Source organism: Streptomyces sp. NBC_01198, from assembly GCF_036010485.1.
Lineage (GTDB): Bacteria > Actinomycetota > Actinomycetes > Streptomycetales > Streptomycetaceae > Actinacidiphila.
In genome coordinates, this window is sequence record NZ_CP108568.1 from 1334126 (window position 1) to 1347128 (window position 13003).

Genomic DNA, 13003 nt, shown 5'->3' on the forward strand with positions numbered 1-13003 from the left:
CCTTTGCCATGCCGCCGGACGAAGCCGGGGAATCGCCACGCGGCGGAATTCGTCGCGGGGACCGGCGCCGTACGGTAGTAATCGATGCCGTGACGGAAAAAGGTCCGAAGAGATCGGCTCGACCATGACCGAACCCAGCCGGCAGCGGCTACCGAGCCCGTCCGACGCGACAGCCAGGCCCTCGCCCTTGCCACCACCCGCCCAAACAGCCGAAACGGCCGCCGAAGAGGCCGGCCGCGAGGTGGCCGGATACTGGCTCAGGCGTTGTACCCGCCGTGGGCGTCTAGCACCGCGCCCGTGACGTATGACGCGCAGGGACCGGCCAGGAAGGCGATCGCCGCAGCGATCTCGTCGGGATGACCCATGCGCTGCAGGGACAGAGAGCTCAGAAGGGCCTTGAGAGTGTCGGGGTCAGGCGGTTCCATTCCGCTCTCCATCAGCCCGGCCTCCACGACGTTGGCCGTGATGCCCCGGGGTCCGAGGTCCCGCGCGACGCCCATGGTGTACCGCTCGATCCCCGCTTTGGTGGCCGAGTAGTCGGCAAGGCCCGGGACGCCGACCCGGGTGCCGAGTCCGGAACTCACCGAGATGATTCGGCCGTTCGGGCGCAGCACTCGAGCGGCGGCCCGGATGATGGCGATCACGCCGAGGTAGTTGGTGGCGTGCATCCGGTCCAGTGCGGCAGTGTCAACCTCAGGGTCGTCCACCGTGCGACCCTGCTCCGGCGAGATCGCGGCGTTGTTGACGAGGATGTCCAGGCCGCCAAAGCGGGCGACTACGCTGTCGATAAGCGCCGGCGCCTGGCTCATGTCCGCCTGGTCGGACTTGAAGGCGGCGGCGTTCGCTCCTTCTGCACGGACCTCGTCGACGACCCCCTGCGCTTGCTTCTCGGAGTTGACGTACGTGAACGCAACGTCGGCGCCCTGCTCGGCCAGCATCCGTACAGTAGCGGCTCCCAGTCCACGAGATCCTCCAGTGACCAGGGCGACACTCCCCGTGAGCGGCTTGTTCATTCTCATCACCTCGCTGATTGACACCTTCCAACAGTCGCAACGATAGTTGTTACATCAGGTAGTCGCAACTAGTCCTGTTACGACTCTCTGGTAGCGTTTGAGTAAGACGACGGAGAGGTGGAGGGGTCATGAGCGCGAACAGCAGGCTGACCATCGCGGCCCACGCGCTGGCCTGGATCGGCCTCTACCAGCGCCAGGGCCACGATGTCGCCACCTCCGAGCAGATCGCGACCAGCGCGAACACCAATCCCGTGGTGATCAGGCGGCTGCTCGGTGAACTGCGCGCGGCGGGGCTCGTGGAGTCTCGGCGGGGCGCGGGTGCAGGCTGGTCGCTGGCGAGCGAGTTGGAGTCGATGACCCTGCTCGACGTCTACAAGGCTGTGGAACCCGGCCCGCTGTTCGCGCTGCACCGTGCAGCGCCAGACCAGGGGTGTGCGGTGGGTTACGGCATAAAGCCAGCGATGCAGGGCATCTACGAGCACATCGAGGAGACCCTGAGGCACGAGCTGGCCCGCGTCACGCTGGAGGACGTACTCCGGGACGTCCTCGCGGCATCTCGCGAGGCGTCTGCTGAAACCGTTACTGGCCAGTCCTACAGCAGGATCTCGGTGCCTGACCTGCGGTAGTGTCGCGTCGGTGTCCGCGGTTCCGTCGGGATGACCTCGCCTTTCGGCCACAGCCAAGCGGCATCGGCGCCGGGCTAAGCTGACTCGTATGCCGAACACGAACGAGCACGCCTCGGGCGGGGGGGTACAGGTGTCGGCCCGTGGCGAGCGTGCGGAGCAGGCGCTTGTCGATGCAGTGCTCGACTTGATCAACGAATCGGGTGTCGCCGGCCTCACCATCGACAACATCGCCCGGCGAGCCAAGGTCGGCAAACCGACCATCTACCGCCGCTGGAGCAGCAAGGAAGGACTCGTTGCCTACGCCATGGGGCATGCCGAGGTGCCGCCCCCTATCGATGCCGACGGCGAACTGTTCTCGACGCTGGTCACCGTCCTGACCAACCTGAACGAGCGCTTGACGTCGACACGGGTAGGTCGCGCGTGGTGTCGGCTCATCGGTTCCGACGACCGCTATTCCGAGGCGACCCGTCTTTACACGGAGGACTTCATCGCCCCACGCATCGTCGACCTCGCGCGCCTCCTCCAACGCGAGGTGGACGCAGGCACGCTTCGTGAGGACATCGATACGCTCTCCGCAGTCAACATGATGATTTCGACCGTCGTAGGCGGGGTCGTGAACGTCCAGCCGACGGGGCACCCGGTTCCGCCCGTCGATGCGATCGTCCACACGTTTCTCACCGGCCTCAAACAACGGTCCCCCGCATAACGACCTTGCCGAAGGTGCTCGTGCTGCGCTTCCTGACGGCTGTTCCGCCGTGCTGGTACAGCCGATGAACTTCTGACTTCGCCGGGGACGTCACGGCGATTTCCAGCGCCGCCGAGGCGCCGGGCCTGCGGACGGCGAGCGGCGACAGGTCGCTGCGGGCCCCCGCGTCAGCCTGCGCAGGCCATGCGGGCGGACCACGACAGCGACCGGGGTGCAGCCAGTGGAGCAGTCGAGGGTGCAACGGTCCACATGGCCACCCGACGCGGCATCCCCACGTCGGGTGGCCATGTCAGGGTTGGCCTCCCGGCGTGTCAGGCAAAAGCCCGGCGGACGAGGTCCTGCTGTTCTGCCGTGTGCCGGCGAGCGGACCCGACGGCGGGAGCGGAGGCGGCCGGCCTGCTCACACATTCGACAGGTGTGGGGAGCAGGTCGGCGATCCGGGGGTCCACGAAGGTCCACGCGCCCTGGTTGGCCGGCTCCTCCTGGATCCAGCGCACCTCGACGCCGGACGGGTACCTGGACAGTTCGGCCGCCAGTTCGTCACTAGGAAACGGATACAGCCGCTCCAGTGTGACAATTGCGGTCCCGGGCTGTCCCGACGCACGCCGGTGCGCGTCCAGGTCGTAGAAGACCTTGCCCGAGCACAGCAGCACCCGCTCGGTCCTGCGGGGGTCCTGGGTGGAGTCGGGGAGGACCGGCCGGAAGGAGCCGCCGGTGAACTCCGCCAGGCCTGAGACCGCGGTCTTCAGTCGCAGCATGGACTTGGGGGTGAAGACCACCAGTGGCCTGGGCCGGTCGGCCAGGCCCTGTCCCCTGAGCAGGTGGAAGTAGTTGCCTGGCAGCGACGGGTTGGCCACCGTCATGTTGTCGTCGGCGCACAACTGCAGGAAGCGTTCCAGGCGGCCCGAGGAGTGGTCTGGCCCCTGCCCTTCCAGGCCGTGCGGTAGCAGCAGTGTGACGCCGGAGCGCTGGCCCCACTTCTGCTCCGAGGAGGAGACGTACTCGTCGACCACCATCTGGGCGCCGTTGGCGAAGTCGCCGAACTGCGCCTCCCACAGCACCAGGCCCTCCGGCCGGGCAAGTGAATAGCCGTATTCGAAGGCCAGCACGGCCAGTTCGGACAGCTGCGAGTCGTACGGAGTGAAGCGGGCCGCGCCCGGGCCGAGGGTGTTGAGCGGGGTGTGCTCCTGGCCGGTGCGGCGGTCGGTGAGGACGGCGTGCCGCTGGCCGAAGGTGCCCCGGCGGGAGTCCTGCCCGGCCAGCCGTACCGGCACCCCGTCGAGGATCAGCGACCCGATCGCGAGGGCCTCAGCGGTGGCCCAGTCGACTTGGCCGCCGTCCAGCATGGCGATGCGTCGTTGCAACTGCGGCAGAACGCGCGGGTGCGTGGTGAAGCCCGCCGGCACTGTGATCTGGGTGGCCACGACGCGCTGAAGTGTCGCCTCGCCGACCGCTGTCGCGCCCGGGCTGGCTGCTCGGTCACCCGCAACGCGGACCGGCTCCGGCGCGCCGTCGGGCGAGGAGGCACCGGCGGTCTCGGCGAAGGCCTGGTCCAGACGGTCCCGGTAATCCTGCCGGGCACGTTCGACCTCCTGCTCTCCGATGACTCCCGCACCCAGCAGTGACTGGGCATACAGCTGCCGCACCGATGACCGCGCGGCGATGCGGTCGTACATGGCCGGCTGGGTGATGGAGGGGTCGTCGACCTCGCTGTGCCCGTGACGCCGGTAGCAGACCAGATCGATGACGACGTCCTTACCGAACGCGCCGCGGTAACGGAACGCGAGTTGCGCCACCCGGTCGACCGCTTCGGGATCGTCTCCGTTGACGTGGAGGATCGGGGCCTCCACGGTCCGCGCGACGTCGGTCGCGTACGTACTGGATCGCCCGCCGGCGGCTGCGGTGGTGAACCCCAACTGATTGTTGATGATCACATGGACCGTTCCGCCGGTGCGATAGCCCGGCAGCTGCGACATGTTCAGTGTCTCGGCCACCACGCCCTGGCCGGCGAAGGCGGCATCGCCGTGGACCACGACGGGCAGTACTGACAGCGGCCCGTGGCTGTCATCCGCGGCATCCTGCCGCCCCCGCACGACCCCCTGCGCCACGGGCCCCACGATCTCCAGATGGGACGGGTTCGCCATGACGGACACGGCGACCGCGCGGCCGTCCGCGGTGTGGAAGGTGCCGGCAGCCCCGAGGTGGTACTTCACGTCGCCGGAGCCCTGGGCGGAGCGGATGTCGACCGCGTCCTCGAACTCGTCGAAGATCTGCGCGTACGGCTTGCCCACGATGTTCGCCAGCACGTTCAGCCGCCCCCGGTGCGCCATCCCGATGACCACCTCGCGCGTGCCCAGCCGCGCAGCACATGCCAGCAGCGCGTCCAGCAGGACGATCGCCGACTCCCCGCCCTCGAGCGAGTACCGCTTCTGCCCCACGTATTTGGTGTGCAGGAACGTCTCGAACGCCTCGGCCGCGCCCAGCCGGTGCAGGATCCGCAACTGCTCCGCACGTCCGTGCCGCGGTTGCGGACCCTCCACGTGCTGCTGGATCCACAGCCGTTCCTGCGGGCTCTGGATATGCATGTACTCGATGCCCGTAGTCCCGCAGTATGCGTCGCGAAGTGCGCCCTGCAGCTCGGCCAGCGTCATGCTCCCGCATCCAGCGAAGCCGTTGACGGGGAATTCCCGCGCGGCGTCCGCCGCGACCAGGCCGTGGCCCGACGGCTCCAGGTCCGGATGGCCGGACGACGGTTCCGCCGCGAGGGGATTGGTGGCCGCCACCAGGTGCCCGCGGACCCGGTAGGAGTGGATCAGCGCCGCGACCCGCACCGCCTTGACCACGAGTTCGGCGTCCGCCCCGCCCGCTGTCGCTGCGGCGTGCTCAAGCGGGACGCCACCCTTTGTGACCTCGCTCGTCGCTGCGGACGCCCGGAAGTACTCCCGCCAAACCGGGTCGACGGAGTCGGGGTCGCGGAGATACCGCTCCCGGAATTCGTCGACGAACCACTCGTTGATGCCGAACTCCCCGGGGTGTGGAACCGAGGGAGCACGGTCTGATGGTGACAACACGGCGCAGAACGCCTTCTTTCCTCATACGGAGACCATCGCGGCGTAGTGCAGGGATCGCGTCATCTCCAGCGTTGCGACGTTGAGCGCGGTGCGTCCAAGCAGCACGGCTGACACGGCCGCGCCGAACGTGGACGACGCGACAGCGGCAACCCGGCACGAACCCGAGGTCTCGGACCGTTGCCCCTACGATACGAAACGATTTCGTTCCGTTCAAGCCAGAGTGTGGACTATCTCAGTATCGAGTAGTGGTCATCTCTTGATCCCACGACGGCGTGTCGCCGCGAGCGTGCTGGCGTCACGGAGACCGTGCGGGGCCGATAATCCTCCGCGCAGGCCAGGGTCTTGATCGCTCACCTGCCGGAGCATGGGCGGCATCATGGTCTGTCGTGCTGCTAGGCCTGGCCTACCTCGCCGCGACCAGCGCCTTCGCGTCTCTGCGCCCGCTGACGATGAGCGGTCGCGACAAGGACATCGAGATCCTGGCTCTGCGTCATCAGCTCCTCGTTCTGGAACGTCAGGCCGGCAAGCCCACCCTTCACCGACACCGACCGCGCGATCCTCGCCGGCCTGCTCCAGCAGCTACCGAGCAACAAACTGCGCAGTCTCCTGGTGCTTGTACGCCCCGACAAAGGCTGCCGACCGGAGTACCGGGAGGAGTTCCAGATCCACCACACCGAGAACTATGTGTTCGACGTTAGCGGTCGCGAATCCGAGAACGGCTATGCGTCCATCATCCCCACCGCCACAGCCGGGCACGTGCTCAAGCGAAAGTGGTTCACCGAGGACGCCTTCGCTCGCCGTGAGGAGCCGATCCCAGGCCTCGACGTTTCCCCCGACCGCTTCGAGGCGTACCTGAGTGACGAGTTGGGCATCCAAGTGCGGCCCATGCCGGCCTTCCAGCGCGTCCGCTGCGACATCCAGTGCGAATCGATGCGCACGGGGCACGTCTACGGGATCCTCCTCGACCGTTGCTCCCTTCAGTCAGCACCCGAAGTGGTCCTCTCCCAGTGCGAACTGGAATACCTCCGCTCGCGCACTGGTCTCGACCGCGACCAGCAGGAGGTCCTCAGCGGGATGGATCGCATCGACAGCTGCCTGCTCGCCTACCTCGCCGCCAGGGGTTGGGCAATAGACCACACCTTCTACTCCAAGCGCCCCTCTTGCGCGAAGCCGTCGCCGCACGCCCCGACCCGATGCCGTCCAGCCAGAACGGGATGCCGGAGCGACAACCGTGACTGGAGCGCCGCTCGGTGCTCTGTCGGAAGCATTCAAAAACGACGTGCCCACCTGCCTCCCCGCCTGGGAAAGTCGCAGGCCCAGGGCTACTGCCAATCCGAGTCAGTCGCCCTGGCCCGGTGGGCTGATCCCTCGCGACGCCATGTCCCTCGCTCGCAGCTTGCCCCTGGCCGAAGCCGCCGCGGCCGATGTCGGCCGCGCGATCGCATCGGGCGAACAGCGGGCGTGATGATGCCCCGAGTCCTTCAGCGAGCGGGTGTCGCGGCGAGATGAGCGCACGGCCGAGAGCGAAGCGGATCTGCTGACGTTGCTGCGCGACCTTGATGATTCGGAGCGGCTGGAGCGGCCGCGAAACTCCAACAGGACTGATCCCTCAGCCCTGACCGCGATCAGCCCAGCAAGAGGCCGCCGGGCTCACGGCTCCCAGCGGCCGAAGACGATGGTCGTGTATTGGTGGCCTGCCGCGTCCAGCTCGGTACGGCTGCCGATCCGGTGAAACTGGCACTTCTCAGCAACCCTCAGCGAAGCGGTGTTGGCCTCGTTGGCCTCAAGAAGGAGTCGGGTCAATCCGAGGTCACCCAGGGCCCAATCCGTCAGCAGCCGTACAGCCCGCGGCGCGATGCCACGGCCGCGGCTGGTAGGGAACACACTGTAGGCAATAGTCGCAACGTCATCATCCTTGAACTGCAGATTAATGATCCCGACAGCCTCATCTGTCCCAGCGTCTGCGACCACTAGTGGAGCTGCTTGCCCGCTCCGCCATGCTTCCTCGACCCGGGTCATGCTCGAACTGCGAGCCGCTTCGTCCATCGGTGTGTCATCGAGCCAACGACGAGTCTCGGGATCGTAGCTCGCTGCTGAGATGGCATCCAGGTCGGAAACACGACGCAGCCGCAGGACGACAACTCCGTCTGAGAGCGGCAGAGACAACGGACTGACTGGGGTAGAACGCACCATCGGCTCATTCTAGAGCCCCACCCTTGAGCGGCCAGTCCTCGTCACCACGCCACTCGACCGGGCCGCCTCACTGAACCGGTCCCGCGCCGCACGCGCCGCCCATGCGGTCACGGCGTTTGGTCCAGCCAACTCCCAGCCGAGTTCGGCACACTCACACTCACCTGGGCGATGCCGCCCAGGCTCCAGGTCGAGCACCGCACAGGTGTGGGCCCCTACCTATGGGAAGTTCGGTAGAGGAGCTGGAGGCAGCAGAGAAGCGCGCTCCGGGATGCGCGGATGACCTACGAGGCGATCCTCTACGACGACCAGCAGGTCGAGGCGCGAGAGCTGCCGTGGGTAGCTTCGCGGGACTTGACCGCCGCCGGGTGCCGACCGGACGGCTGGCGGCTGGCGGCTGGCGGCTGGCGGCTGGCGGCTGGCGGCTGGCGCAGTCCGCGTCCTGGATCATGGCGCATATGCCGAAGACCTGTCCGACGCGCCGAAGGGCTGAAGCACCGTACTTTCTCGCAGCCCCACACGCTCGAGTTCAAGAGCCTCTGGAAACCGTCAGGAGTGCGGTGTGACCTCCCATTCGGCAAGCTGCCAGCCGTTCTTGCGCGCTGCGGGGCCCAACACGCCGCGACGTAATCCCGCATCCATCACCGCCGATCCGCCCGAACGGTTCAGTGGTCACGCATCGAGCCGTCCCCGCCAGACCGGATCCGGAGTGCGGCGGATGGTCCCTCGACCATCGGCAGGAAATTGGCGGAGTACCTCGGTTCGCTGAGCCGGACCTGTAACCGTATTCGTCCGTTGTTCGATACGAGCAAAGAATGAACGAGGTGTATTTATCGCTGACTGCGCCTCCGACAAGCGACAGCAGATGGCCGCTCCGTCACGTGTCCCGTGCGGTTCTGACCTCCGCGTATCCTCGCCCCGCGACCTCCCGACCCGGGGGCCGGCTCTGTTCTCGCGTTCAATTCCGGAGGCAAGCCTCGCATGCTAGATTGCAACGCTCAAGTACTACTCGCAACCCCCTGGACAGAGAGGGCAGCATACATTCAATGCGTCTAAGAAACCAGGGATACGAACTGGCGCCTCAAGTCAAACTGCCGGAACAGAAATGGCATATCAAGGAGGCTTGCTGCGAGTTCATTGGCACGGCGGTCGTTCTCTGGGCGGTGATCTCCGCGCTCCGCGTTCTGCAGAGCCAGAGCACTCCTGTCGCGGGATGGTTCTCCACCCCGACCTCCCGCGTGGGATTCATCGGCCTCACGGTCGGCCTTTGCCTGGTTATCCTCCTCCTCTCACCGCTCGGTCGCTCCTCCGGCGGTCACCTCAATCCTGCTCTCACAATGGCCCTTTGGCTGCGCCGCACCCTGGGCTGGCGCGACCTCATTTCCTATACTGCAGCGCAGATCGCCGGAGCAACAACAGGCGTCGCTCTCTCCAGGGTCCTATACGGCCCCATCATCGATCGAAGTCCAATCCATGACGGGGTTCTCAAACCGGCCATGACATACTTCCTGGCCACCTTGACGGAAGCCGGATTAACGTGCGTCCTACTCACCACGGTCCTAGTATTCTTGAGCAACCGCCACCTGGCGCCATGGTGTGTCTGTCCTTCCAGCATCCTTACCGCCCTCTTCATCTGGTGGGCCGGTATCGCTTCCGGAGCGTCTCTAAGTCAGGCACGTGCCATCGGACCCGACATCTTTGTCAACAACTACCCCGCTCTGTCCGTCTATCTCGTAGGCCCCACTATGGGAGGGCTGGCGGCCGCCGCTATTCACTTCTCATTCAAACGCCTTCCACTGACGGGAAAGATCCGCCACGACCCCAAGCGCTCCTGCACACAGCGGTGCGCGCTGCAACACGTTCGCTGAACCTGGCGTCGCCGGTACGGCATGGACCATCCATCGGGCCGTCATCGCCGGAGGGAGGGGCTCGGGACAATATTCTTCTTCATGCTTGGTCGTATATCGGCCGGCGAGTCGAGCCGCAGCCATGGTGTCAGTCCTGGGCGCCTGCCTGGACCACCAGGCGGTCACCTGGCTCCTCGATCGTTAGGGATTCTCGGCCAAGTTGCGGTAATCCGATCGCCGTAGGTTCATGGAAGCGGTCCGCCGCAAGACCCCGCGCATGGCCGGCCGGGTGTTGACGAGATCATTGACGTGCTGGACGAGCAGACTGTCGTCGCGGGCCACCCTCGGTATCCTCATGCCCTCCTGGCCCGCCCCCAAGTGGGCGGCCACGACCGCACCGGCCCTGGTTCGGCCGGCCGACGCGCTGAATGATTTGCCCGCGCGCGCCGTGGAGACCATCGACGAGCCGTGTCCACGCCCGGCCCACCCGCTTCTGCACTCGCGGCAGCACCCCGAGGACGCTGCCCGAAGACGGCAATTCAATCGCCCTGCCCAGTAGAGCTGGAGCAACACCGTGGCTCGAAACCCCTGTCTGTCTCCTAAAGTTCAGCGGTTCCCGCGAGCTCTGGATTTCCCGCGACCTTTCCCTTCGTCATTCCGGGATCGACTATGGGTAACAAGAATCGGCGATCTGCCGCCGATCTGAACCACTATGGCTTCATGCACGAGGGAGGCGGTGATCATTGGGGGGCCGGAGCGGTCATGCACCGGCAGTTCGAGCCCGTCATGGGCGGATAGGGGGCTCAGCCGGTCGGATATACGAGCCACCGGCCCTAACAGGGCGCGAGCCTCACGGGCACCCCGGGACCGCTGGCGACAGCCCGGCTTCGCCTCATGACCGCTCATGCCAGGTACGGTGAGGGGGCAGTCACAACCGCTTGGACGGGTCCGTTTCTATTTCCGGAGAATCGGTACCGCGGTGCCACGCCGCACGCCCAGTACTTGTAACAAGGATTCGTGATGGTCACTTTGCGAGCGTTGGAGTGTCTGGTGGCGTTGTCCGATGAGGGGACGATGACCCGGGCGGCGGCGGTGCTGCACATGTCGCAGCCAGCCTTGTCACATCAGATCGCCTCGGTGGAGAAGGAGTTGGGGACTCCCGTCGCCGAGCGGATGAAACGCGGGGTGGTCTTCACGGCAGCGGGGCGCGCCACCGTGGAGGAGGCACGCAAGGCACTGGCGGCGGCCGATCGGGCGGTCCGAGTCGGAAAGAAAGTCGGCGACGGCCTGGGCGGGAAGCTGCGGATCGCGTGCGCAGAGACGATGACACCGTGGCTGCTCATCCCGATCCTGCGGCAGTGGCACCGGCGGTGGCCTGATGTGGAACTGGATCTGCAGGAGTTCACGAGCTCGGACCGCATGGTCGAGCATCTGATGGAGAACGGCACCGACCTGGTGGTGGGTCCTGAGCCGACAAGCACGACGGCGCACGTACAGGTCCTGGGCCAGGAGGAGGTCGTCATCGTGGCGTCGGCCGACCATCGGTTCGCGGCCTGCGAGTCGGTCACCGTCCCGGAACTGGCGACCGAGGCGTTTGTGCATTACCACACCGACAACGGCATGGCGATCTGGGTGGATCAGTTCGCCGCGGCGCACCGCACGCCATTGAGGGTGGCCCTGCGCACCTTCAGCCCGCGCACAGCCGCCCAGATGGCCGGAGCCGGGCTGGGTGTCACCATCGTTCCCGTCTCCGCACTGGTCGGCCGCTTCCCCGCCGAAGTCAGGCGCATCGAACCCCGGGTCCACCGCGACATCGTGGCTCTCACGATGACGCCCTCCGACGTTCTGGTGCACCGATTCATCACCCACCTGAAACGCCGGGGCCTGCCCAACGTCGATACGTCAGCGCGGCTCGACAGGTAGCAGGGCGTGCCGCGCACTGATGGGAATGGGATACCGCCCCGGGCAACTGATTCCGCTCGACCGCCGATCGGCCTGGGGCGGCGGGCGACTACCCTTGGCGACCCTGGCGCTGCGAAATGTGATGTCGGTGTGCGGGAGATATAAGTCGAATCGATCAGAAGAGTCGACGGAATTTATGCTCTTTGACGGCTCAGCGCTTCTCTGGTTGCATACACATGACCGGAATAAGTCGCAGCGGCTAGCCGACTGCAAGGAAGAGGGCCTGCGGGGAAATCCGTGTTATATCGGGTCACCTGGTTGACCGTCTCCTCGGCGTACCGACGGCATTGCGTGTGCATGTGGAACTCAGGTCGGGTGCCGGAGAAGTCAGAACACAGCGGGCGAGGAGGTCCGTGCGGGAACTCGCCTGTCAAGAGTGCGCCGAAGCAGAACCCGTAAGGGGTAGAACTCGTAAGGAAATGCGCACTTTCAGGCCGTCCCCGCTCCGCGGCTGAGCCCCGGAAGACAGTCGACTTCTGACCCGCGTCAGGTCGACGGTGCCCTGACGCTGAGCGCAAGGGGTCCCTGTGCCCGTGCCTCGGATCAAAAAGAAGAACGGTGGCCCGTTCAGGGCCGCCACCGGCTCATATGAAAGTGGAGTCACGTGAGTTCTGAAGTTACGTTGGCGCTGGCGCACGGCGCCTGGGCGGACGCCTCCAGTTGGGGCAGGGTCATCGACCAGGTCACTGCCGCCGGCGTACGCGTGGTCACCGTGCCCCTGCCCCTCACCTCGTTGACCGATGACGTGGCGGCGCTCGACCACACGCTCGAGCGGGAGACCGCCCCTGTTGTCCTCGCCGGACACGCCTACGCTGGCGGCGTCATCCAGTCGACCACGTCCGACAACGTCCGCGCGCTGGTCTACATCGCGGCTCTGGCGCCCGGCGAGGGCGAGACCGTGGCCGACGCCGTCGGCCGAGGAACGCCCCACCCGAAGGCACCGGCGCTGACCCCGGACGCCCACGGTCTCATCTGGCTCCCCGACGATGCCTTCGCCGGCGCCTTCGCCCACAATGCCTCGCCCCAGGAGCAGAACCGGCTCAGGGCGGTACAGCGCCCGATCTCTGTCAAGTGCATCACCACCGCGGTCGGCCGTCCCCTGTGGATGGATCGCCCCAGCTGGTACCTCGTCGCCGAGGAGGACCGGATGATCCCCGCCGGGAACCAGCACTTCTTTGCGGACCGTATGGGTGCCGAGGTGCGCAGCGAGCCCGTGGACCACATGCTTCCTCTCACGGCTCCCAACGTGGTGACGGAGTTCCTCCTCCGGGTGGTGGAGAAGGTCGGGCAGGAGCAGCCGCAGGGCTAGAGGACCCATCAAGATCTCGGGTTCTGGTCCTGCCGCGGGAGTGGCGGGACGCCGGTTGCTCTGACGATCTCGCGGAATGCCTCGAAGACCCGGTTGGCGCGGGTGGAGCGGGCCGTGTCAGTGACGATGAACCGCTTGCGCTCCCTGGTCCGCTTGCCAGCGCCGAAGCCGCTGGTGGCTGGGACGGTGTCGGCGGCTCGTACCGACGTCTGGCCGGCACGCATCACAGACTGTCATAGGCATACAAGTAGTTGTGTAGCCAATTCTTGGAGGACATAG

Annotated in this window: 10 protein-coding genes and 1 pseudogene; 5 read left to right on the forward strand and 6 right to left on the reverse strand. The window is 66.3% G+C overall.

The annotated features are described in order from the left end of the window. Nucleotides 1–257 precede the first annotated feature (257 nt). A complete protein-coding gene (locus tag OG702_RS05945; protein ID WP_327293102.1) occupies nucleotides 258–1019 on the reverse strand; it encodes an SDR family NAD(P)-dependent oxidoreductase in 762 nt (253 codons plus the stop codon). 122 nt (nucleotides 1020–1141) lie between these two features. Here OG702_RS05945 and OG702_RS05950 point away from each other — a divergent pair, with 122 nt between their 5' ends. Together OG702_RS05950 and OG702_RS05955 are read left to right on the forward strand one after the other, a co-directional pair. Continuing rightward, nucleotides 1142–1639, forward strand: coding sequence for an Rrf2 family transcriptional regulator (locus OG702_RS05950; protein ID WP_327287827.1), 498 nt, complete (start codon nucleotides 1142–1144; stop codon nucleotides 1637–1639). Between the two features lie 88 nt (nucleotides 1640–1727). Then, on the forward strand, nucleotides 1728–2345 hold the full coding sequence (locus tag OG702_RS05955) for a TetR/AcrR family transcriptional regulator (RefSeq protein WP_327287828.1): 618 nt from the start codon (nucleotides 1728–1730) through the stop codon (nucleotides 2343–2345). Between the two features lie 311 nt (nucleotides 2346–2656). Here the strand turns inward: OG702_RS05955 and OG702_RS05960 are convergent, their stop codons facing one another. From OG702_RS05960 to OG702_RS35380, 4 genes and pseudogenes are all read right to left on the reverse strand, one after another. After that, nucleotides 2657–5416, reverse strand: a complete 2760-nt coding sequence (locus OG702_RS05960) for a multifunctional oxoglutarate decarboxylase/oxoglutarate dehydrogenase thiamine pyrophosphate-binding subunit/dihydrolipoyllysine-residue succinyltransferase subunit (RefSeq protein WP_327287829.1) — start codon at nucleotides 5414–5416, stop codon at nucleotides 2657–2659. Between the two features lie 579 nt (nucleotides 5417–5995). Then, nucleotides 5996–6292, reverse strand: coding sequence for a hypothetical protein (locus tag OG702_RS05965; protein ID WP_327287830.1), 297 nt, complete (start codon nucleotides 6290–6292; stop codon nucleotides 5996–5998). 774 nt (nucleotides 6293–7066) lie between these two features. Beyond that, nucleotides 7067–7609, reverse strand: a complete 543-nt coding sequence (locus OG702_RS05970; protein WP_327287832.1) for a GNAT family N-acetyltransferase — start codon at nucleotides 7607–7609, stop codon at nucleotides 7067–7069. A gap of 494 nt (nucleotides 7610–8103) precedes the next feature. Beyond that, nucleotides 8104–8230, reverse strand: a pseudogene (locus OG702_RS35380) (IS701 family transposase); the annotation flags it as partial. Between the two features lie 422 nt (nucleotides 8231–8652). On the opposite strand from OG702_RS35380, the gene OG702_RS05975 reads away from it, so the two are divergent. The 3 genes from OG702_RS05975 (at nucleotide 8653) to OG702_RS05985 (ending at nucleotide 12724) form a co-directional block, all read left to right on the forward strand. Continuing rightward, on the forward strand, nucleotides 8653–9474 hold the full coding sequence (locus tag OG702_RS05975; RefSeq protein ID WP_327287834.1) for an MIP/aquaporin family protein: 822 nt from the start codon (nucleotides 8653–8655) through the stop codon (nucleotides 9472–9474). A 999-nt stretch (nucleotides 9475–10473) separates the two neighbouring features. Next, complete coding sequence (locus tag OG702_RS05980; RefSeq protein WP_327287835.1) at nucleotides 10474–11376, forward strand: LysR family transcriptional regulator; 903 nt, start codon at nucleotides 10474–10476, stop codon at nucleotides 11374–11376. Between the two features lie 643 nt (nucleotides 11377–12019). Beyond that, nucleotides 12020–12724 (forward strand): alpha/beta fold hydrolase, encoded by a 705-nt coding sequence (locus OG702_RS05985; protein ID WP_327287836.1) that lies wholly within the window; start codon nucleotides 12020–12022, stop codon nucleotides 12722–12724. Nucleotides 12725–12732: 8 nt separating this feature from the next. On the opposite strand, the gene OG702_RS05990 is transcribed toward OG702_RS05985, so the two are convergent. Beyond that, a complete protein-coding gene (locus tag OG702_RS05990) occupies nucleotides 12733–12948 on the reverse strand; it encodes a hypothetical protein (RefSeq protein ID WP_327287837.1) in 216 nt (71 codons plus the stop codon). Between the last annotated feature and the right edge of the window lie 55 nt (nucleotides 12949–13003).